The sequence below is a fragment of the Paenibacillus sp. GP183 genome (assembly GCF_900104695.1).
In the GTDB taxonomy this organism is placed as follows: domain Bacteria; phylum Bacillota; class Bacilli; order Paenibacillales; family NBRC-103111; genus Paenibacillus_AI.
Genome location: NZ_FNSW01000001.1, coordinates 5382972 through 5406390 on the forward strand (window position 1 = coordinate 5382972; position 23419 = coordinate 5406390).

The following is a 23419-nucleotide window of genomic DNA, read 5'->3' on the forward strand; positions in this document are numbered from 1 at the left end:
TTTATGATTTATAATCCCGAAAGGAGTAATTTATGATTGTAAACATCCTGCACACAATCCCCCAGGTATTGATCGACGGTCTTGCTTTAGGTGCCATTTATGCGGTCGTCGCGCTAGGCTATACCATGGTATACGGAATTCTTGAGCTCATCAATTTTGCTCATGGAGAAGTCTTTATGACCGGCGGATTTGTTGGTACATCGGTATTGTATGTGTTTCATACTACCGGGTGGCTTAACAGTATGCCAGGTTGGGCAGCTTACGTTCTTATACTGGTTATCGCGATGCTTTTCACGGGGGTTATGGGTGTGGGTATTGAACGAATTGCTTATCGGCCTCTTCGAAAAGCGCCAAAGCTGATCTCGCTCATCTCCGCTATCGGGGTTTCCTATGTGCTTCAAGATCTTGTCCGCTTTATTTCCGAGTTAAGAACAGGAAACTATATCGTAAGTTCCATCACGCTATATGACAAGAATATCACCATCGGCACTTCTTCTCTTGGATCTTTTCTCGGTGACGCTTCATTGAAAATCAATACGATCATTATCATCGTGGTGGCTGTATTGCTGATGATCGGATTGGATTTGTTCGTAAATCGCACCAAGTGGGGAGTAGCCATGCGTGCGGTTGCGCAAGATCGTGAAACGGCATCACTCATGTCTATTAATGTTAATAAAGTCATCGTATTAACCTTTTTCATCGGTTCTGCATTAGGCGGAGCTACAGGCGTATTATTTGCGCAGCAATACGGTACAATTGATCCGTTTATTGGCTATATACTTGGTTTGAAAGCTTTTACTGCCGCTGTACTTGGAGGTATCGGCAATATTCGTGGAGCCATGTTCGGCGGACTCGTCATCGGGCTATTGGAAATGTTCGCTTCTTCGAATCTCGGATTACTGACAAACGGCAGTTTTGGCGCGGAGTATAAAGATGTATTTTCGTTCATGATTCTAATTATAGTGTTGATTTTCAAACCTGAGGGTCTGTTCGGAAAAGCCGTTAAAGAGAAAGTGTAGGTGATTGCGATGCATAAAATAAGACAGGCATACATGCAAAACACGAAAATTCAAGCCCTGATATTTGTTCTCTTTGTCGCGGTCACGGCACTAAGCGTCTATTTGATGGCTAAATCGGTTGTCGCATTTTTATTATTACTGGCTTCTCTGTTGATGCTTTACTATACTTCATTTTCCAATAGAGTCAAATGGTTCATCGGCGGTATTTTGCTCATCTTGATTATTCCGTTCGCAACATCTGGAGGACCATCCTATAACTCCTATATGGAAGTCGCTACACAGAGCGGCATTTACATCGCAATGGCACTCGGGCTTAATATTGTTGTTGGTTTCGCTGGACTGTTGGATTTAGGATTCGTTGCTTTCTTTGCGCTTGGAGCTTATACGTATGGAATTTTTTCCACCGCTCAAGCGAACAACTTCATACCTGGACACTTGTTTCCTCTTTCTGGCTCCACATTCTGGATTTTTCTTCTGATTGGCGGTTTTATTGCTGCACTATTTGGCATTCTGCTAGGTTTACCTGTTCTTAGAGTTAAGGGAGATTATTTGGCAATCGTGACGCTGGGATTTGGAGAAATTATTCGGATCATATTTAACAACTTGGAAAAACCGATCAATATTACAAACGGTGCCATGGGGATTTCCTCCATAAAGCCTCCGAATTTATTCGGTTTTGAATTTACACACCCGTATCAATTTTATTTTATTGTCATTGCTATATTGGCGATTGTTATTTTCGCAGTTAGACGATTGGAGCATTCTCGACTGGGTCGTTCCTGGAAAGCGGTTCGGGAGAACGAAATAGCCGCACAATCCATGGGCATTCCCTTAATTCGCACCAAATTAACCGCATTTGCTATTGGCGCTTCATTCTCTGGGATGATGGGTGTCGTCTTCGCAGCCAAGCAAACTTTCATTGACCCTTCCAGTTTTACGCTGCTCGAGTCAATTACGATTCTGGTTATGGTCGTTTTGGGTGGAATGGGAAGTGTACCTGGAGTTATTCTTGGAGCTGCGCTTGTCACCATTCTTAATCTGCAGGTATTAACTGAATTCACCAACTGGTTAAACCAATTGTCGATGCAAGGTGTAGTTCAAATTCCCAGCGCATTATCCCCGTCTAAAATGCAGCGCTTCATATTTGGAATTATTCTGATTCTAGTTGCTGTGTTTAAGCCAAATGGCTTGATCGTCGCAAAAAATCGCCAAGTGAATGAACAGCTTATCAAAGAAAGTTCTTCACCAAATGCTGCCTCGCTTCAAAACGTAAACCAGCAAAAAGGAGGAGTCCTCTAATGACTGTTTTAAGCGTTCAGCATGCAGTTAAACGCTTTGGTGGTTTGGTTGCTGTAAACGGGATTAATTTTGAATTTCAGAAGGAGAAAATTGCTGCCGTCATTGGACCGAATGGTGCAGGTAAAACGACCTTCTTTAATATGATTACCGGTATTTATAAACCGGATGAGGGTGAAATCAAGCTGGATGGCAGGTCCATAGTGAATGTCAAGCCAGATCGGATTACGGAGCTCGGCATTGCCCGAACTTTTCAAAATATCAGGTTGTTTGGAAGCATGACCGTGCTGGAGAATGTAATGGTCGGCATGCATATTCATTTGAAATCGGGAATATTCGGCACACTTCTTAATCTGCCGCATGTCCGGCACGAGGAACAGAAAGGGATGGAAGAGGCTTACCGGCTATTGCAATTTGTAGGCTTGGAAACGCATCTTAACGCGGAAGCAAACAGTCTTCCATACGGTGCCCAAAGACGTTTGGAAATCGCCAGAGCCCTTGCAACCAAACCGAAGGTGCTGCTGCTTGACGAACCGGCAGCAGGAATGAATCCACGGGAAACAGTTGAATTGACCGGACTGATTAAACAAATCCAACAAGAACTGGGGATATGTATTATTTTAATCGAACATGATATGAAGCTCGTAATGGAGCTTGCCGAGCACATTTTGGTTCTGGATCACGGCGAGAAAATTGCCGTGGGTTCGCCTAAGGAAATTCGTTCTAATCCAAAGGTTATTGAAGCTTATTTAGGAAAAAGTGCTATACAACAAGAGGTGATTTCATGAGCATGCTGAAGCTTCAAGAGGTAGAGGCCTTTTATGGAGGCATTCATGCATTAAAGGGGATTACATTGACTGTCAATGAGGGCGAAATTGTCACGTTGATAGGGTCAAATGGAGCAGGGAAATCCACGACACTTAAATCCATTTGCGGCCAAGTGAAAACGAAGGGATCCATTATATTTAATGGAAAGAACATCTCCGCTCAACTGCCGCATCTTACAGCAATGGAAGGCATTGCCCATGTACCGGAGGGTCGGCGTATTTTCCCGAGGCTTACCGTCAAGGAAAATCTGGAGATGGGGGCATTCTCGGTTAAGGATAAACGATTGATTAAAGAAAGAATAGAGCAGTCGTTCGTCTATTTCCCGCGCTTAAAAGAACGGTTTCAACAAGCAGGGGGCACTATGAGCGGCGGAGAGCAGCAAATGCTTGCAATCGCTCGCGCTTTAATGATGAACCCCAAATTATTGCTGCTTGATGAGCCATCGATGGGACTTGCGCCCGTCATCGTTGATCAAATCTTTGAAATCATCCAAGATTTAAATCGCAATGGGATGACGATCCTGCTTGTGGAACAAAACGCCTTTCAAGCGCTGCAAATTGCGAGCCGCGGTTATGTCATTCAAACCGGTGAAATTATTTTGAGTGATGACGCCAAAATGCTGCTTTCGAATGATCAGGTGAAAGAAGCGTATCTGGCATAATGAACATGTTGAAGCCGATGTCATAGTCGAGATGATCCTGCACAGTTTAATATCCGGGAAAAAGCATTTGTCGAAAGAGAAGAAGGATGTTGATTCCTATTAACGAATATTAGATACTACTTGATGTTTGATATGAGTAGGGGGATCTATATCTAATGAGAAAATATAGGGATTATTTTCAATATAAACGATGGAGCATCGCCATAATTATGTATGCTTCCTTTTTATTTATGATCGTTGTACCCGTTTTACTCATAACCTATATTGCAGCACGATCCTATCACCTGGTATTGGTTGAGACAGTCACTTCCCGTGCAACAACTACGCTGGAATTAGTGTCCTCCTCCGTAGATACGGAAGCTGAACGCATAATGAGAACGCTTAATTCCATCCTTAAAGACAATGAGGTAAGCTCGAGTCTCTTAAAGGCCCGTACCATGAAGGATACTGATAAAAACATTTCTAGCCTTGATCAACAATTGTCCAACTACTTTCATCAATATGAAGACAATACAGTGTCTGCCGTTTTTTTTTATAAGGATAGCGGTATGTATTATTATAATCAAAAAATGGAATTGGACGAGAAGGTTGTACGGGAGTCCACATGGTATAAATATATCGCAACCAATAACAACAAAATTCGATTATTCGGGAATAAAAAAAATATGCAGGCTTCTGAAAACCTGGGTTTTGACGGGACTTCCATAACTGCTTCCATTTCCCCCGGGAAGAATGGCCGGTTTTACGATGATATCGAATTGATTTTGTTTGTCTTTCCGGATAGCATACTGCAGCAATATCTGCAATCTCAAGTTTCCAAGTCGGGAGAATTGCTTATTCTGAATGAAAGCGGTTCCATTTTAGTTTCGGGAAATCAGTCCTTCGCAAACAAAGGTTTTGAGGATGATGGTCTACTCGAAGCGAAGAGGAATCCATCAGGCCATTACATTACGAATATAAATGGTCAAGATGTCTTTGTCGTCTATTTAACTTCAAATCAGGGCTGGAAGTATATCAGAATTATTCCGTATGACCGGTTTATGAAAAAGATAAACGCCGTGAATCAAAAGTCGTTGGTTGTGGGGTTGGTCGGAATTGCTGCTTTCCTATTCGTCTCTTATTTTATCATGAAAAGTATTGTAAGGCCGGTGCTGGCTATTGTAAGACAGATGAAAGTAATGAAGACCGGACATTTTGAGGTTCAAATCGAAGAACGGGGACCGTTTGAAGTGTATGTGTTAGGAAAAACATTCAATGAAATGGTGCTGCGAATAAAAGAGCTTATCGAAGAAATCGGGCAAAAAGAAAGGCAAAAAAAAGATGCCGAAATTACCGCCCTTCAATCGCAGATAAATCCCCATTTTTTATTAAATACGTTAAACACGATTAAGCTGATGGCGATCATCTCCAAAGCCAAACATATTCAACAAATGACCGAATCTTTAACCAAAATATTGTCTTCTTCCTTTAACCGTGGAGGCATGTATATAACCATCAGGGAAGAGATGGAATTGCTGGAGCATTATTTTACTATAATGAAGATCCGTTATGGTGATACCTTTGACGTTGTCATCCAGATTGACTCGCGCATTGAAAATTTTTATATTTTGAAACTGCTGCTGCAGCCAATAGTTGAAAACTCGATTATTCATGGAATTCAACAATCGGAGGAGAGGGGCCTAATCGAGATAACCGGCGAACTTGCGGGTGCCGACTTTATACGTTTTCAGATTAAGGATAATGGGATAGGATTTACCGAATTGACTGGAGGCGATAGGAAGGATGCTGCCCAGGAGCATAAAAATGAAAGGTTTAACGGCATTGGACTAAGTAATGTTCACGATCGAATCTACTTAAACTATGGTCCGCAGTATGGTATGCATATAGAAAGCAAGCCCGGGGAGGGAACCTCGATCACATTGCAATTACCGGTGCTGCAAGAGCCGATACGATTCCGAATCGAGGAGGGAAAACATCTTGCTTAAGATAATGATTGTGGATGATGAACCTCTATTCCGTATCGCGATGCGTGAGATGATCAATTGGGAAGATCTTGGGTGTGAAATCGTAAGCGAAGCATCCAACGGGAGTGAAGCCCTGAGGTATATAGAAAAAAATAACGCGGATATCGTGCTTATCGATGTGCAAATGCCCCAACTGAACGGTATCCAATTTTTAGGCAAACTAAAAGAGATGGACCTCAATTTGAGCCCGTTAGTCATCATGCTCAGCGCTTATTCGGCCTATCCGTATGTCAGGCAGGCTTTTCAATTAGGAGCTTTCGATTACCTCGTCAAGGAGGATTTGGCTGAGTCGTATGTTACCCCGATCGTAAAAAGGGCTGCAGCCGAGCGAATCAAACAATGGGAAGAAATGGACTGCCAACGAAAGGAATCTCAACAACATCAAAAAAGGACAAAAGAAGATATGCTCGCCTCCTTATTAAGGAACGATTCGATTGACGATAGCTCCATTCAGGAAAACCCCGGAGGCATGAGTGACTGGTTGGAAGGCTCCTACCGTTCTCAGCAAGTATTCATGTGCTTACTTGTGGATCAAAGTTATTCCGAAGAGTCCTCGAACCTCGATAAAAAAACAGCCAGGTATATACAAGTGACAGTTGCCCAAGTCGTAGAAGCCGTTTATCCGGATTCCCTTATGATTTCCGCCAGCCAGGGTGAGTTTGCACTTTTGCTCGATAATTTACACGTAAACAGCTTTCAACAGGCCAGAAATAAGTTTATTGAAACCGTCAATAAGATCAGGAGCCATCTGAAACAATACATGAATATTTCAGTAAGTATCGGGGTTTCTGCTTCAAGCAGCGGCATGAAAGTTTGGGCTGAAAATTATTCCTCCGCCTATCAGCTGGCGCTTCTTCGTTTTTATTTCGGGCTGGGTAATGTATATTTTGCCGGAGACGTGCAGCTGCTGGAAACCGTTGTTCCCGATTTTAACAAGAACGAATTGTTGTACCGGTTGGAGATTGGGGCAGCTGATTGGGAGAAGGAGTTCGATAAACTTTTTGACCAATTAAAGTCACTCGGTATGGTAAATGTGGAAAATATGTTTCATTTCTATAAAACCCTGATCAGAGAGGTGGGAATCCTGCTTTATACGAAAGGGTTTTCATGGCAGGATATCAGCGGAAATGAGATGTCCCCCTATGATCGATTAGAACAATTTGAATACATGTCCCAGGTACATGAATGGTTTAAGCGGTTATTTGCAAAGGTTCATGAGGTATTGGATCCTGCCAAGCAAACCTCCTTACAGGCTCCGAAACTTGTGGAACGCGCACGGAAATTCATCGAACGCCATCACAACGATCCGATTTCATTAACATTGGTGAGTGAGTGGGCGGGAGTCAGTGAAAGCCATTTAAGTAAAATGTTTGTGAAGGAAACTGGCGAGAAATTTATCGATTATTTGACTCGTGTTCGAATGGAGAAGGCCGTACAAATGCTTTCGAGCGGGATGAAAATTTATCAAATAGGAGAAAAAGTAGGTTATCCCAACCAGGCTCATTTCAGCACGCTGTTTAAAAGAGTAACGGGAAAGACGCCCAGCGATTATAAGCAAGACATAGATTTGAATGAACAAAAACAGAAATAAAAATAACAAAAATATGTATATGAAAACGCATTCAAAATAATTACAATGTTCATGCAAGTTACTTAAAGAAGGGAGCTAGAGTATGAACATTGTATTTAAAAGATTGATGGTTGCAGCCATCGCATCAACAGCAATATTAAGCAGTTTTGCAACGAATGCAAGGGCGGATGACTCCGGAACAGTGGAATGGAACCTTCCTACTCTTCCCACAAACGTAAAACAAACCGAGGAGCAGGATGCGTTTAATAAAAAAAATGGCCGTCCTTTGCCGACTCCGGAAATTCTTCAGCCTGCTTTGGACTCGTCACTGCAGTCTTATAAACCAAGAAAAGATATCGAAATTTCAGGGAGTTTCAAGGGTGCGTCGTCGGACGTACTGCCGAGCTTGGTAAACGTTTGGATCGATGAATTTAAAAAATACTATCCGAAAGTGAACTTGGAAATTGTGCCGCCCTATGCAGGCAGTTTGGGTGCCAAAGAGCTGATGAAGGAAACGGTTGATTTCGTATTTGTATCCAGGGAACTTAAACCGGATGACGTTAACGATTTTAAAACAAAGTACGGATATGATCCGTTGTCCGTGCCCATTTCCGGAGCCTCCTACCGTCATTTTGGTTTTCTGGACAGCATGGGATTCTTTGTCCATAAGGATAATCCGCTGCAGAAATTGACGCTCGATCAAATCGATGCCATGTTTTCATCCACCCATCTTCGCGGCGGAGATCCTATCAAGACATGGGGACAACTAGGGCTGACCGGCGATTGGGCAGACAAGCCTATTCATCTTTATGGCATTCAGCCTTGGAACGGGTTTGAAGAATTTATTCGCCAAAGAATTTTAAGCAGGGACGGACAGCGCGGTGAATGGGGCGAAGGAATCAAGTTTGATAAAGTGGTATTTCCTGTCGCGGGGCGTGTGTCGGAGGATCCTTATGGCTTGGGATACTCGGGGATGGCCTATATCGATAAGCCGGTGAAAATGCTCGCTTTGGGTGAAAGTGAAGCTGGCCCCTATTATGCGCCGACTTATGAGAATGTAGTGAGTGCTAAATATCCTTTAAGCCGCTTAATCTATTTTAATACCAATAAGAACCCGGATAAGGCATTATCGCCTGTAATCGAAGAGTTTCTGAAATTTATTCTGAGCAAAGAAGGCCAGCAGGTAGTTCTGAAGCATGCGATTTATGTTCCGCTTCGTTCCTGGCAAGCCAACGATAGTCTAGCAATAGTAACCGGAGTGCCCGAAGTAAAGGTGAATATAAACAACAAGCCAATCAAATTTTCACAACCTGCTGTTATTCTGGACGGTAATACCATGGTCCCGATAAAAGATATCACGGGAATATACGGGGCGGATCTAACGTGGGATTCCAGTAAAAAAGTCGCAACCCTTTCCAAAGGAATTACGAAAATTACGTTGACGGTGGATAGCAGAAAGGCCACACTAAACGGAGAAGATAAGATGTTGGAAGTTCCTGTTCAAATCATTAGGCATTTTTCCAGTGTAAACAGCACGATGGTGCCGCTAAGATTCATCACTGAAGCGTTTGGTGCAAAGGTGGGTTGGGATCAAACTGCACATGCGATCTCTCTGAATTAAGATTTCTGTTCTAAAATATTTTGATGTAAAAGCTAAGCTGGAGAATATACAGCTTAGTTTTTATTTTTCTTCCATTGTTAATTGATCATTATAAATAGGCTCCTTTTACCCTTGGAAACAATAGAGTCATGTGACGCTAGTACCCCTTTTTTTATGGTACCCCCGAGCGGTGTAAGGTATAATCGATTTTATGAAGGGAGTGGGTAAAAGTTGGCGCTTATTCAATGCGATTTTTTTTCGGAAACTCTTGGACTTTCCACCTCGATGATGGTGATTCTGCCGCAATCGACACAGGGACAAATCGGGATGAAAGGCACAGGGGGATCGGGCAAGCATCCGACCCTGTACTTGCTCCACGGGTTGTCTGACGACCATACGATCTGGCTGCGGCGCACGTCCATCGAGCGGTATGTCGCCTCGCTTGGACTGGCCGTCGTCATGCCGGCTGTTCATCGAAGTTTTTACACCGATATGAAGATCGGCAACAATTACTGGACGTTCGTCAGCGAGGAGCTGCCTCGTATAGCTCAGTCGTTTTTTCCGCTGTCCGATCGGCGGGAGGACAACTTTGCTTCCGGTCTGTCTATGGGAGGGTACGGCGCGTTCAAGCTGGGCCTTCGCTGCCCGGACCGTTTTGCCGCTGTAGCCAGCCTGTCGGGCGCACTCGACGCAACCGCTCTCGATTTCATGAATCGGTCGGAGTTAGATCAAATTTTCGGCAGTGTCGATGAGGTGCGGGGCAGTGCGGAGGATCTATTCTTCCTGGCCGAACAAGCTGTCCGCTCTGGAGCTCTTGTGCCTAAGCTGTATCAATGCTGCGGTACGGAAGATTTTCTATATTCCGCTAATCAACGATTTCTCGATCATGCGAGAAAACTCAATATGGACCTGACGTACGAAGAGGAACCTGGCGGACACGATTGGGGCTATTGGGACCGCAAAATCCAAAGTGTGCTGAATTGGCTGCCGCTTCCAGGACGAGTATGAGCCTAATGAGTTTCCAGCAAAAAGCTTCCCCTTCGATCGTAGGGGAAGCTTTTTACTGTTTCAAAATCGGGAAAACTGCCAACTGAAATGCCTTCGAGTGCTTGGAATAACCCTGCTATGAATGATGTTGAATCACCGTGTTTGTTTTCTCTGTTCTTCGAACTTCAGTCAAAGAATTCGTAAGTACTATGGAGAATATCAAAATAATACCCGTTACCCAAAATATACTGTGAATCGACCATGCGCTTCCTATCATTCCGCCAATGATAGGTCCAATCATATTGCCCGTCTGAGTTGCGGTTTGATTTAGACTAAATGCTCTTCCCCTAAAATCGCTTGTTGTAAACCGTACGACAAGTCCGTTTAAACAGGGAACAACCGCACAGAAAAACACCCCATATACAAAGCGAACAATGGCAAATCCCCATATATTATGAAAAGCAATTTGAGCAAAGGTACCCAGGGCGCCGCCTAGCAGCCCTATCATCAGAACGTTGCGGAATCCGATTTTGTCTGCCAATCTTCCCCATCGAGAGGCAAATAAGATACCGGCAATCCCGGCAAGCGAGAATACAAAGCCAGCCAAGAATGAGGAATTTTGAGCAGATCCGCCAAGAGCTACAATGTATAGGGTGATTACCGGCTCAATGGTCATAACGGCAATTGAGGTAATAACTGTTAATATCAGAACCATAGTCAAAGCACGGTTAGAAGCGGCAATTTTGAATGCGCCGAAAACAGAAACTCGTTCTTTGCTCAAAGCGATCTTGTCTTCGGTTACCATGAATATGACTAATAAGGTGGAGAGAAGAATTAAGAGTCCGGCACTCGCAAAAGCAATTCGATTATCAAATAATTTAGCGATTCCGCCACCAAGCAATGGTCCCATGATTCGACCTGATGCCATTGCCGTAGATATCATAGATAGCGCGTAACCGGCTTTATGTTCAGGAGTGTTTGTACCGATTAGTGCAATAACGGCCGGAATATAACCGGCCAGGAGGCCGTGGAAAATTCTTAGTGCCAGCAGCTGATAAGGATTAGTTACAATGGATGTGAGCGTAAATACGATAAATAGGACGAGACCGGCGCGTATAATCATCTTTTTTCGGCCAAATCTGTCAGCTAAAGAGCCCAAAAAAGGTGAAGTGATAGCGCTTGCCAGAAAGGTAGAGCTGAACAAAAGGCCGTTCCACATTTCTGTATGATCGTGGACACCCAATTGAAGCAGAAAGAGCGGTAAAAACGGAATAACCATAGTAAGGCTTGCCGATCCGATGAATGCCGCGAACCATAGCACCCATAAGTTTCTTTTCCAAGCTTCCATATGTCTCGACCTTCCATGATTATATATTAATTACAATATTTTACAATTTAAATGGACACAGAGACTCATGCATAGCTCCTGTTAAACGTTTTTACAGGAGCTATGCCTTTTTGTTTTATACAGTAAAGGGTTTGGTTAATACAGGTGGCAAGCAACAAATTGCTGCGGCATAATTTCCCGAAGCTCAGGACGTCCTTCACGGCAAATATCCATTGCTTTCGGACAACGAGTATGGAAAGCGCACCCTGAAGGCGGCTTAGCGGGACTCGGAACTTCTCCCGTCAGAACGATTCGTTCACGTTTAGCTTTCCGGTTAGCTTCAGGCGCCGCGGAAAGAAGGGACTGGGTATAAGGGTGAAGCGGTGTGCTGTATAGCTGGGATCTGGGGGCGATTTCCACCATTCTGCCCAAATACATCACTCCTACTTTATTGCTCACATGCTTAACGATTGAGAGGTTATGGGAAATAAACAAGTAGGACAAACCGAATTGCTCACGAAGATCGTCCAACAAGTTGATGATCTGCGCTTGAATGGAAACATCGAGAGCAGATACGGCTTCGTCAAGCACCATCAATTTGGGATTCAAGGTAAGGGCGCGGGCAATGGCAATCCTCTGACGCTGTCCACCCGAAAATTCATGGGGATTCTTCATGATAGCCTCTGGAGGCAGCCCAACTATATTTATTAAATTGGCGACCCGCTCCCTGATTTCTCCCGAACTCAATTTTGTGTTGACTTGAAGCGGTTCTGCAATAATCGAACCAACAGTCATTCTGGGATTAAGGGATGAATACGGGTCTTGAAATACCATCTGGAAATTTTGGCGCATTTGTCGAAGACGGTCGCCTTTGATTTTCGTAATATCGTGTCCGTCAAAGATGACAGTACCCTCCGTCGGATCATATAGACGCATGATAACCCGGCCTGTTGTCGACTTCCCGCAGCCGGATTCCCCGACCAGTCCCAGGGTTTCTCCTCTTTTAATGCCGAACGAAACATTGTCGACCGCCTTAACTTCGCCTATTTTACGCTGCAAAACACCGCCAGTAATTGGAAAATACATTTTCACGTTGCGTACTTCCAGTAAATAGTCCGCAGCTTCGCCTGTAGGTGTATGGTTTTGCTTCTCCAAGTTCATCATGCAGCCTCCTCCGGTTATGTTCTATATCAGATCGCAGCGGGCAAAGTGTCCCGGACTTAATTCGCGCAGCTCCGGCATTTTGTTGAAACAGCTGGTGCGAGCCATCGAACAGCGCTCCGCAAATCTGCAGCCTGGCGGAAAATTAGCCGCGCTCGGTACCGTTCCGGGAATAGCCGTGAGCCGTTCGTTTTCCTCCGTCATGGAAGGAATGGAACCCATAAGCGCCAGGGTGTAAGGATGCAACGGCTTATCGAATACGGTATCTGCAGACCCCGATTCAACAATTTGACCGGCATACATAACGACCATGTCATCGGCCAATTCCGCCACGACACCAAGATCATGGGTGATAAATATAATGGAGGTGCCCGTTTGATCTTTCAAATTGCGCATCAGATCAAGCACCTGTGCCTGAATGGTAACGTCCAGAGCTGTAGTCGGCTCATCAGCGATAAGCAATTTCGGCTCGCATGCCATCATCATGGCGATCATGACCCTTTGGCGCATTCCCCCCGATAATTGGTGAGGATATGAATCGACGATGGCCTCAGGTTTTGGAAAGCCGACGCTGCGGAGCTGATCTACCGCTTTGGAGCGTGCTGCTTTTCTCGAAAGCTTTCGATGCCTCATCAGCACTTCGATAATTTGGTCCCCGACTTTGAACAGCGGATTCAATCCAGTCATCGGCTCTTGAAAGATCATGGCGATCTTATTGCCCCGCAAATCGGACAATTCGTTTTCGTTGAGCTTCACCAAATCCATACCATCGAACAGCACTTCACCATCAACGATACGTCCATTTGGTCCCGGCACTAACCCCATAATCGACAACGAAGTCATACTTTTGCCGCTGCCCGATTCGCCGACGATGCATAGCACTTTTCCCGATTGGACCTCAAAATCAACGCCGTCAACAGCTTTAATCACACTGTTTTCATTAGAAAAAAAGGTTTTTAAGTTGCGTACTTTTAGCACGGCTTCCATATTCGTTGCACCGCCTTATTTACGGATGTAGAAATCATGCAGCATCAGCATTACTTTGATACGTGTTTTAAGGCAGCTTCCTTCAGGCTATCGGAAACTGCTGTAAAAGCGCTGGATCTCATGTTATACAAAGCACCTTCCAAAACGTGAGCAGGAGAAGTAGTCGCCGTACAATCACTGATGAGTATGTTATCATAGCCCAAGAAAGCTGCATCCTGCAAAGTGCTCATTACACATTGATCCGTATTAACCCCAGCGAAGAACAGAGTATTGATTCCGTTGGAACGCAAGATTTGGTCTAAAGTCGTTCCCGGAAATCCGCTGATCCGGTATTTATCGACCCAATAATCGCTTTCCTCGTACGATTCCTCGAGCTCCTTCACGATTGCGGCCGACCAGGAATCTTTAACCAGCACCAGTCCTAAATCGTTCGGCAAGGGTTCCCCAAGGCCAGGACGGCCGTTTCGCTTCCAAGAATAAAGAAGACTTGGAGGGAGATTCGCTGTGTCAGGCCTGTTTCCCCAGTTGACCCAAATAATTGGCATTCCCAATTGACGGCTGCTTTTTACGGCTGAATAGATTGCGGGTACCAATTTTAATGCTCCGTCTGATCGATCGAGCAGTGGAGAACAAAAATAGTTTTGCATATCGATAATGATGAAGGCTGACCGTTCCGGGTCAAATTGTAAAGTGCGGTTTTCTTCGATGTTGATTGTGGTCGTTTTTGCGGAACCACGGCTAATATCAAAATGATCTCCATCAACAATCCAATAATTCGTTTTGTTACCGTATTTCATGAGTTTGCCTCCGTAAAATTCATTTATTATTTTTGGGTTACAGCGGCAGACTGCAAACTATCGGAGATGGCGGTAAACGTCCGGTTCTTCATGTTATATAAGGCTCCTTCAACTGCATAGGACGGAGAAGTGGTTGCCGTGCAATCTTTCAGATGGACGTTATCGTAGCCCAGAAAAGCAGCATCGAGCAAAGTGAACATCACGCATTGATCCAAATTGACACCCGCATAGAACAAAGTATTGATCCCGTTCGAACGCAAGGTTTGGTCCAGGATCGTACCGGGAAACCCGCTGGTCCGGTATTTATCGATCAAATAATCGGTCTCATCTATTGAATCCTTCAATTCATCCACAATGGCTGCCGACCATGAATCTTTAACAAGCGCTAATCCAAGATTATCCGGCAAAGGCTCTCCAATGTGCGTCCGACCGTTCTTCCTCCTGGAATAAATCATGTTGGGTGGGAGATTGGCTACATCGGCCCGATTTCCCCAATTGACCCAAATAATCTTCATTCCTAATTGACGGCTGCTTTTCACAGCAGAAGAGATGGCCGGAACCAAGTTGATGGCTCCATCAGGGCAGCCCAGCAATGAAGAACAAAAAAAGTTTTGCATATCGATAATGATCAATGCTGACCGTAACGGGTCAAACTCCAATGTTTGATTCTCTTCGATTTGGATGGTAGCAGTATTTGCGGAACCTCTGCTGATATCGAAATGATCGCCTTCTACGATCCAATAGTTCTCTCCGTTGCCGTATCTCATGGAATTTCCTCCAAAATGTGAAATGAAATTAATTGGCCTTGATTTTCGAATGCGGATCGAATTCGTCCCGAATGCCTTCGCCAAGCAAAGTGAAAGCCAGGACTAATAGAAAGATAGCCAGTCCGGGAGCGAAAGAGATCCAGGGGGCTTGGGTTAAAAACATAGTGCCGCTCTGCAGCATTTCTCCCCAACTCGGAAACGGAGGAGGAGTACCGAGACCTAAATAAGACAAGCTGGCCACAACCATAATCGCATGGCCGATATTCAAATTGCAGGCCACGGTGAGAGAGGTTGTCGCATTCGGTAAAATATGGCGCAATAAAATTCGCCATGTCGGTACTCCATGGCTTTTGGCCGCTTGCACAAATTCACGGTCCCGAAGAGCCAGTACCTGTCCTCTTGTAATCCGAATGAACTGGGGAGCCATAATAATTGCGACGGCAAAACAGGCGTTGAGAAACGAAGGACCCCAAATAAAAGAAAGTGCCATCGTGAGCACCAATCCCGGGAAAGCTAGACCGGCATCAACAATTCTCATCAGCACATCATCAATCCAGCCGCCAAAATAGCCTGCGATCAGTCCGAGCGGAACTCCGATCAAAATCGCGAAACACACAATGACAATTCCGGAACCAAGGGATTCCCTGGCTCCCCACATAACTCGGCTGAATACGTCTCGACCTAAATTATCAGTGCCGAATAAATGCGATAAGCTTGGCGGTTTAAGGGCAACGGAGAAATCCGTTGCAAAAGGCGGATAGGGAACAAAGTACGGCATGATCAGAGCCATGGCAATGAATCCGATCACCATCAGCAATCCGGACATGATCAGCTTATTTTTTCGTATTTTTTTTAGCAAAATATGCTGCTTTCGCTTTGGTTTCATTTTACCGACTTCAATTTCCGATCTTGTTATATCCATGGACATGATTGATAATTCCCTCCCCTCATGAATAGCGGATTCTGGGGTCTAAAAATGCGTATAGCACATCGACTACCAAATTCGTTAACAAAATCGTACCACCCATAAACAATACGCAGCCGTTCAATACCGAATAATCCCTTTGCACAATGGAGTTAAAGACCAATTGCCCCATGCCGGGTAAAGAAAAGATCGATTCGACAATGACAGCTCCGCCTAGAAGAGCTCCCATTTGCAGCCCGATAATGGTGACGACCGGCAATACCGCGTTGCGCAGCGCGTGCCTCATCAGAACTGCTCTTTGCCGCATTCCTTTGGCTCTGGCTACTTGAATGTATACCTGGCTGAGCACCTCCAGCATTTCGCCCCGCAGCATTCTCGATTCCATGGCGGATAGAGGAAGCGACAAGGCAAAAACCGGGATAATCAGATGGAGGAGATTGTCGCCGATTCCTTCCGACAGCGGAACCCATCCTAGGGATGGGAGCCACTGAACGGTAACTGATAATAAGAAGACCAATATTAGCGATAACCAAAAGGTGGGAACCGCAGCTCCAGCGAGCGCCAACAGACGACTGAAATGATCGATCCAGGAGTTTGGTTTTCTGGCGGATAAAATCCCTAGAGGCAAAGAGATGCAAAGTGAAAGCAGGATTGCCAAAACAGCAAGCTCCAGAGTTATGGGAATTCTTGTAAGAATAAGGTTGATTACCGGCTGACCGCCGAACAAAGAATTGCCGAAATCGCCGCGTAAAGTATTGGACACGTAGTGGAAAAATTGAACCGTAAGAGGCTGATCCAAGCCCAATTTGGCTTCTAATAATTTAACGTTTTCTTTGCTGGCCTGATCGCCCAGGATCGTGTACGCCGGGTTGCCGGGAGTCAAATGGATTAAACTGAACGTAAATACGATCAGGATCAAAGCGACAGGGATAAAAGACAGAAGGCGGCGTCCGATATAACTGGCCATAAAGCAATCCTCCCTCTATTTGCTGATTGTAGTCTTATAAAGCCTGAGTAATTGGTCAGGATATACTTCGTATCCTTGCACTTTATCGTTCCAAACGTTAATTACCGGTTGGTAACCTGTGAAAACAAATGGAACGTCTTCCTGCAATATGGTGGAAACCTGGGAATAAACCTTTTTACGTTCTTCATTCGTTTTCAGCTCGCGTGCCTGCTGCAGCAGCTTATCGACTTCCGGGTTGCTGTACTTGCCGCGATTGAAGGGGGCGCCTGTTACGGCAAAAGCATAGCTGTTTTGATCGGGATCCACCATTCCGCTCCAGCCGCCTCCAGCGACTTCAAAATCCCCGCCGACCGTTCTTTTGGTTATAGCGGAAGAGTCTAACGCTTCAATTTTCATCGTAATTCCCGCTTTGGCCAATTGACTTTGGAACAACTGAGTCAGCTGCATGCTTTGCGGATCATTGGCACTAAGGAAAGTGAAGGTGAAGCCATCTGGACTGCCGGCAAGCTTCAACTCTTCTTTGGCTTTTTCAACCGAATAAGTCGCTTTGATATTCGGGTCATTTGCCCAGCTGGCTGTCGAAAAGAACGAGTATCCAGGAACGAATTTGCCGAAATAAATGATCTGATTGATTTCATCCCGATTGATCGCGTAATTCATCGCCCTGCGGATATGGACGTTTTGGAATTGAGGCTTGGTGAAATTGATATAAAGTCTGGAGAAGCCGAAGGAAGTGCCGCTTCCGAGCTTAAGCCCTTTTGTTTTCTCCACCTTGGGAATATCCTGGAATGGGATGGAGTCGATAAGATCGACTTGGCCGGAAATAAGTGCATTCAATTTTTGCGATTGATTGATGATCGGCTTGAATTCTATTTCATCCAGCTTAGGAAAGCCTTTATTCCAATAATTAGGATTCTTCTTGATCGTCAAATGATCGTTTTTATTCCATTCTACGAATTCGAATGGTCCTGTTCCTACAGGATGCATATCAAACTGATCGCCGTATTTCTTGCGGGCAGTTGGAGAAGAAATCAATCCAGTACGGTCGCTTAATGTTGCCAGGAAAGGTGTGAACGGAGTCTTTAATTTGACAACGAGCGTATACGGAGTCGGCGCCGTGAGCTCTTGAACCAAAACCAAGTCCGAGCTTCGAGGAGATGCGTTCGCTTTATCCATGATCCAATTCCAGTTGTCGATCACCGCTTGCGCATTAAAGTCAGTGCCGTCGTGAAATTTGACGCCTTGTCTCAGCTCGAACGTATAGGTTTTCGCATCATCGCTGATCGTCCATTTCGTGGCCAAGCCGGGTATCAGTTTTCCGTCGGGTGTTACCATGACGAGATCATCGTAAATATTGTTGTATAACTCTTCGTCGATGAGCGTGGTAGATTTTGCCGGATCCATCGTGCTGAAATCGGTAATGATCCCGACTCTCAGTTTTCCGCCTGAAGGACCTTCGGCGGCTTTTGGTGTGGATGACGTCGAGGCCTGTGGCGTTGTTGAAGCTGGGGCCGCTGTGTTGCTGCTGCATGCGGACAATAAAGCAACTATAACTGAAGCAGTCAATGTTGAGAATAAAACCCTCTTTTTAATATCAACCCTCATTTTCATACAAATCCTCCTCTTTAATGTTAGTTCATTTCGTGAATGCGAAAAAACCGTACTGCTGCAATATCACTAAGCCTCAAATAATAATGTTATTATTATTAACATGTGAATAAGAAATTGCAGCTTTTATATATCATATGTTAAATTATATAACTCGTAAACAACATTTTTTTGATGTATACATCCATTTTATTAATGTAATCGCGTACATAAACGAAATTTTTGTGTTATATTAAATGACATATATATAATTGATGGAGGAATATAGAATGACTATGGATCAAATTTTGACATTTCTAGGGGTTTATCATGCAGGGAGCTACCAGAAAGCGGCTGAGCAGCTGTATTTGCCGCAGTCAACCGTCTCGAACCGGATCAAGCAGCTCGAGCGCGAGCTGGATAAGCTGCTTTTCATCCGCAGCAAGGCGGGTATTAAGCTGACCGAAGAGGGGCACATTTTCCTCCCATACGCGCAGAATGCCGTCAGCTCGATCGAAGAAGGTCGACTTGCCGTAAATCAACTAAAAAGAGGGCTTTCAGGGATGCTGACGATCGGTTGCAACAATTCCTTCGCCGGTTCATTTTTGCCTCGGGTACTGACGGAATTCAGCTCGAACTTCCCGGAAGTCTCGATTCGCGTCCTGGGAAGTATTACCAGGGAACAAATCATCAAAATGAACAATAACGAGCTTCGTCTTTGTATCAGCCGGTATTCGCTAAACGTGCCGACGCTGACATTCGAAAACATTTTTCAGGAGGATATACGATTGATCGTCTCCCGGGAGCACCCGCTCGCCAACCAACGGTTCGTAACGATGGAGCAGATTGTTGCGGAGCCTTTTATCTCCAATGAATCCGACACGCTTCACCGCAAGACGTTGGAATTGACTCTTGGTCATTTGAATCTAAGCCACCAGATTAAGAATGAGAGCAACAATTTGCCGTTGATCAAGCATTGGATTAAGGAGGGGAGCGGTGTTTTCCTTTCTGGAGCGCTTCTTTTTCGCGATGAAATCCTCCGGGGCGAGGTGGTTGCACTTCCGATTGAGAACAACCCGTTCCTGCCGGACAAAGTGTTTCTAATGTATAAGAATGAAAATCTGAATAATTTGGAGCAGCTGTTTGTAAAGCATATCACTCGAATGATGCGGATTGAGACTGAGAATGGGGCTGTGGGGGCGCCGTGAAGGACTACGCGGCGATATGCAGAGAGCTAAGGCTGTTGATTTAATGTTCGTCAGGGACGGAAAAGCCAAAATCCGGCGTTCCGTCCCGTCTGCATTAATGTTCATTTTGTTATTAAATAAATGCGCTTACATCCATAAAATGGATGATAAGTTCAATTATATGATATTTACGTGTCAGAGCATTCCATATAAGATAAGTATAGACTCTAGTTGTGTTATGTATATGTTATTTATTATTACATAACTTTGGAGCTTGAAATTGCAGTGATATTAAAACAGTCAGAGGAATTAAGAAAGGGGCAATATTAAATGTTTACCAGAAAATTACGAGGGACTTTGACAGCTGTTGTTATCTGTGCGGCTCTTGTCGTCTCGGCTTGCAGCAATTCTACTAACGGCAATACGTCTACTACACAGAGCCCGGCAGGTAAACAAACTGCGGCAACCGGTAAAAAGCTGCTGAATATCGCATTGAATGCTGATCCTATCAGCTTGGATCCGAGTCCTTCCACAACACGCGAAGATCGTCAAGTGCAAAACAGCATCTACGACAAGCTGTTCGATACGGACAAAAGTGGCAACTATGTACCGATGCTTGCAGAATCCAATGAAATATCTCCTGACGGTCTCACTTATACCATGAAACTGAAAAAGGGTGTAAAGTTCCATGATGGAACGGATTTTAATGCGGATGCGGTCAAATTCAATCTGGACAGGTATTTAACAGAAAAAACTTCAAATCGCCGCAGTGAGATTGCCGCAATTACCAAAGTCGAAGTAGTTGATCCTTACACCGTCAAACTTACTTTGTCTAAAGCCTTTTCTCCTCTAATCTCGATACTAACCGACCGAGCAGGCATGATGGCATCTCCGGAAGCCATAAAAAAATATGGAGCTGAATATGTCAATCACCCGGTTGGTTCCGGCCCCTTTATATTCGTTGAGCAAGTTAAGGGAGACCACGTGACATTGAAAAAGAACGAAAATTATTGGAATGGTCCGGTGAAGCTTGATGAAGTGAATTTCAGAGTATTTACCAACGGTACGGCTGCGGTTCAGAATTTAAAATCCGGCCAGCTTGATTTCTTGAGCGATATCCCGACCAAAGAAATTCCTGGTGTTAAAAGCGATTCAAAGTTTACGGTTCTGTCCAATCCCGGTATGGGGTATCAGGGGATTAATTTAAATACGACACAGGAGCCTTTCACCAACAAGAATTTGCGGCAAGCCATAAACAAAGCCATCGACCGTGAAACATTATCAAAAGTCGTATTTGACAATGTCGTTACACCGGCTAATTCTCCATTTTCTCCTGGTAATTTGGCCTTTGGCGATTCCGATAAGTTGAGCAAGCCAAATCCTCAAGAAATCAAATCGCTGCTCGCTAAAGGCGGGAAACCGGACGGATTTAGCTTTAAGCTGCAGATTGGCGTTTCACCCGTAGAAGAACAGATGGGTGCTGTAATCCAAAACATGCTGAAGCAGTATGGAATCAATGCCGAACTTGAGAAATACGAGAAAGCTGCATTATCCGATAACGTAACCAATGGAAAATATATAGCTGCGTCTTATGCATGGTCCGGACGTCCGGATCCCGATCAAAACTTCTATGCTTTTTTTGTAACCGGTCAGTCGAGGAACTATTCGCGCATTTCCAATCCGGATCTGGACAAATTGACGAAGCAAGCGCGCGAGGAGATGGTTCCTTCGAAGCGCAAGGCCCTATATGATCAAGCTATGGATATAGTTCATGATGATTCCGGGCTAGTTTATTTGTACCATGAAAATACCACGTTTGGCTTTTCCAAAAAAGTAACAGGATTTGAATATGTTCCAGACGGGATCATTCGCACGGCCAAGCTGGATAAACAATAATCCGTTTTAATTACACCTAGGGGGAATTGGCATGAAGTTTATTGTTAGGCGCCTTTTACTTACAATTCCCATACTTTTCATCGTGTCGGTTCTGGCTTTCGCCCTTATTCACTTAATCCCGGGTGACCCGGCCCAGGTGATTTTAGGTGAAGAAGCGACACCACAAGCATACGCTGAGCTTCGCCAACAATTGAATTTGGATAAACCGATCGTTATTCAATATTTCCTTTGGCTCGGCAATGTTCTTCAAGGCAATTTGGGTAAGTCGATCATAACCCATGTCCCTGTCAGTACATTAATTGCCCAGCGGCTGCCTGCCACTATCGAGTTGACCATCGGAACGTTTCTGGTTGCTTTAATCATTGCCTTCCCAACAGGCATTTTGGCTGCAGTCCGCCGTGGGAAGATCGCCGATTATTCGAGTACGTTTTTGGCCATCGGGGGTATGAGCATTCCGAACTTCTGGCTTGGCATGATGGCGATCATTTATTTCTCGGTCCATTTAGGCTGGCTGCCGGCATCCGGGTATGTCCCGATTACCCAAGATCCGAAGAGCAACCTGCTCGCCATGATTTTGCCCTGTCTGGCGACAGGGCTCCGTGAATCAGCCGTGCTGATGAGAATGCTCCGTTCCTCTTTACTGGAGGTGGTCAATATGGATTTTGTGCGCACCGCCAAAGCAAAGGGATTAAATGAATTTGCCACCATCGTGGGGCATGTTCTGCGAAATGCAATGATTCCGGTTGTGACCACATCCGGTTTGATGATCGCCGGACTGCTCGGGGGGCTTGTGATTACCGAATCGATTTTTTCCATCCCGGGATTTGGACGGCTTATCATCGAGTCCGTATATAAGCGAGACTACGTGACGGTGCAGGGGGCCATTCTCGTTTCCGCATTATTGGTAGTATTGGTCAATTTAATTGTGGACCTGCTTTATGCCGTTATTGATCCCCGAATCAAAGCCGGGGAGGGGTCTTAAACATGAAAACCTTCAAATCGTTTTTGCGCATGGGTTTAGGTGTCATTGGCGGAATCATTGTATTATGCTTGCTTCTTACCGCTCTGTTTGCAAATGACATAGCTCCATTTGATCCCAATGCACAGGATTACAACAGCATTTTAATTCAACCTGGCAGCACTCATCTGTTTGGAACGGACGATCTTGGCCGGGATATATTCTCACGGGTGGTTTACGGTGCCAAAGTATCGATCAAAGCGGCATTGATACCGGTAGGGATCGCCATTCTGATCGGTGTTTCGATCGGACTGTTATCGGGCTACTTCAGAGGGTTCTGGGATGATTGGATCGTGATGCGATTTGTCGATGCGATGCAGGCTTTCCCTTTTCTCATCTTGGCTTTGGCCATTGCCGCTGTTCTCGGAAGTGGATTCGGCAATGCGATGATTGCTATCGGAATCGGGTTTGTCCCAGCGTTTATCCGAATAACTCGGGGGCAGGTTTTGCAGCTGCGCAACCTCGAGTACATCCAAGCCGCGAGAGCAACGGGAGTGAAAGATATGCGCATTATTTTCAGTCACATCCTCCCGAACGCCCTCAGTCCAATCATCATTCAGGCTACACTGGCCATGGCGGCAGGCATTCTGGCTGAAGCTTCCTTGTCTTATTTGGGGCTGGGTGTGAAGCCTCCGACGCCCTCCTGGGGAAGCATGCTGAACCAAGCACAAACGCTTATTACCGTCGCTCCCTATGTCACCCTGTACCCGGGCATAGCCATCTTCCTGGCGGTGTTTGGATTTAATTTATTGGGAGACGGACTGCAGCAAGTTCTGGATCCGCGAATCCGCAAATAGAAGCTGGCATCATGGATA

Annotated in this window: 20 protein-coding genes; 12 read left to right on the top strand and 8 right to left on the bottom strand. The window is 45.0% G+C overall.

Annotated elements, in window-relative coordinates:
- Positions 1-32 precede the first annotated feature (32 nt).
- From BLV33_RS26420 to BLV33_RS26455, 8 genes are all read left to right on the top strand, one after another.
- Positions 33-1019 (top strand): branched-chain amino acid ABC transporter permease, encoded by a 987-nt coding sequence (locus BLV33_RS26420; RefSeq protein WP_090798503.1) that lies wholly within the window; start codon positions 33-35, stop codon positions 1017-1019.
- A 9-nt stretch (positions 1020-1028) separates the two neighbouring features.
- Positions 1029-2318, top strand: a complete 1290-nt coding sequence (locus BLV33_RS26425) for a branched-chain amino acid ABC transporter permease (RefSeq protein ID WP_090799230.1) — start codon at positions 1029-1031, stop codon at positions 2316-2318.
- Entirely contained in the window at positions 2318-3103 is a 786-nt protein-coding gene (locus BLV33_RS26430) for an ABC transporter ATP-binding protein (protein WP_090798505.1), read from the top strand. Before BLV33_RS26425 ends, BLV33_RS26430 begins: the two co-directional genes overlap by 1 nt.
- Positions 3100-3804 carry an ABC transporter ATP-binding protein gene (locus tag BLV33_RS26435; RefSeq protein WP_090798507.1) on the top strand — a complete coding sequence of 235 codons (705 nt, stop codon included), beginning with the start codon at positions 3100-3102 and terminating at the stop codon, positions 3802-3804. The genes BLV33_RS26430 and BLV33_RS26435 overlap by 4 nt, the downstream gene beginning before the upstream one ends.
- Positions 3805-3959: 155 nt before the next feature.
- The gene (locus BLV33_RS26440) at positions 3960-5789 is read left to right on the top strand and encodes a sensor histidine kinase (RefSeq protein WP_090798509.1); all 1830 of its coding nucleotides are present in this window, start codon (positions 3960-3962) and stop codon (positions 5787-5789) included.
- Positions 5782-7419 carry a response regulator gene (locus tag BLV33_RS26445; RefSeq protein WP_090798511.1) on the top strand — a complete coding sequence of 546 codons (1638 nt, stop codon included), beginning with the start codon at positions 5782-5784 and terminating at the stop codon, positions 7417-7419. Before BLV33_RS26440 ends, BLV33_RS26445 begins: the two co-directional genes overlap by 8 nt.
- 82 nt (positions 7420-7501) lie before the next feature.
- On the top strand, positions 7502-9019 hold the full coding sequence (locus tag BLV33_RS26450) for a stalk domain-containing protein (RefSeq protein WP_171909319.1): 1518 nt from the start codon (positions 7502-7504) through the stop codon (positions 9017-9019).
- A gap of 210 nt (positions 9020-9229) precedes the next feature.
- Positions 9230-10006, top strand: a complete 777-nt coding sequence (locus tag BLV33_RS26455) for an alpha/beta hydrolase (RefSeq protein ID WP_090798512.1) — start codon at positions 9230-9232, stop codon at positions 10004-10006.
- Positions 10007-10121: 115 nt separating this feature from the next.
- Here the strand turns inward: BLV33_RS26455 and BLV33_RS26460 are convergent, their stop codons facing one another.
- The 8 genes from BLV33_RS26460 to BLV33_RS26495 form a co-directional block, all read right to left on the bottom strand.
- A complete protein-coding gene (locus BLV33_RS26460) occupies positions 10122-11333 on the bottom strand; it encodes an MFS transporter (protein ID WP_090798514.1) in 1212 nt (403 codons plus the stop codon).
- Between the two features lie 135 nt (positions 11334-11468).
- A complete protein-coding gene (locus BLV33_RS26465) occupies positions 11469-12476 on the bottom strand; it encodes an ABC transporter ATP-binding protein (protein WP_290439067.1) in 1008 nt (335 codons plus the stop codon).
- 21 nt (positions 12477-12497) lie between these two features.
- Positions 12498-13460, bottom strand: a complete 963-nt coding sequence (locus tag BLV33_RS26470; RefSeq protein ID WP_090798518.1) for an ABC transporter ATP-binding protein — start codon at positions 13458-13460, stop codon at positions 12498-12500.
- A 50-nt stretch (positions 13461-13510) separates the two neighbouring features.
- Entirely contained in the window at positions 13511-14257 is a 747-nt protein-coding gene (locus BLV33_RS26475; protein ID WP_090798520.1) for a cysteine hydrolase family protein, read from the bottom strand.
- 26 nt (positions 14258-14283) lie between these two features.
- Entirely contained in the window at positions 14284-15024 is a 741-nt protein-coding gene (locus BLV33_RS26480) for a cysteine hydrolase family protein (RefSeq protein WP_090798522.1), read from the bottom strand.
- A 28-nt stretch (positions 15025-15052) separates the two neighbouring features.
- Positions 15053-15952, bottom strand: coding sequence for an ABC transporter permease (locus BLV33_RS26485; protein WP_216234823.1), 900 nt, complete (start codon positions 15950-15952; stop codon positions 15053-15055).
- A gap of 19 nt (positions 15953-15971) precedes the next feature.
- Entirely contained in the window at positions 15972-16916 is a 945-nt protein-coding gene (locus tag BLV33_RS26490) for an ABC transporter permease (RefSeq protein ID WP_090798524.1), read from the bottom strand.
- A 15-nt stretch (positions 16917-16931) separates the two neighbouring features.
- Positions 16932-18527: an ABC transporter substrate-binding protein gene (locus BLV33_RS26495; RefSeq protein ID WP_216234826.1), complete on the bottom strand. Its 1596-nt coding sequence runs from the start codon at positions 18525-18527 to the stop codon at positions 16932-16934.
- 266 nt (positions 18528-18793) lie between these two features.
- On the opposite strand from BLV33_RS26495, the gene BLV33_RS26500 reads away from it, so the two are divergent.
- From BLV33_RS26500 to BLV33_RS26520, 4 genes are all read left to right on the top strand, one after another.
- Entirely contained in the window at positions 18794-19711 is a 918-nt protein-coding gene (locus BLV33_RS26500; RefSeq protein ID WP_171909320.1) for a LysR family transcriptional regulator, read from the top strand.
- Between the two features lie 309 nt (positions 19712-20020).
- Positions 20021-21586, top strand: coding sequence for an ABC transporter substrate-binding protein (locus BLV33_RS26510; protein ID WP_090798529.1), 1566 nt, complete (start codon positions 20021-20023; stop codon positions 21584-21586).
- Between the two features lie 31 nt (positions 21587-21617).
- Positions 21618-22568, top strand: coding sequence for an ABC transporter permease (locus BLV33_RS26515; protein WP_090798531.1), 951 nt, complete (start codon positions 21618-21620; stop codon positions 22566-22568).
- 2 nt (positions 22569-22570) lie between these two features.
- On the top strand, positions 22571-23401 hold the full coding sequence (locus BLV33_RS26520) for an ABC transporter permease (RefSeq protein ID WP_090798533.1): 831 nt from the start codon (positions 22571-22573) through the stop codon (positions 23399-23401).
- Positions 23402-23419 lie beyond the last annotated feature (18 nt).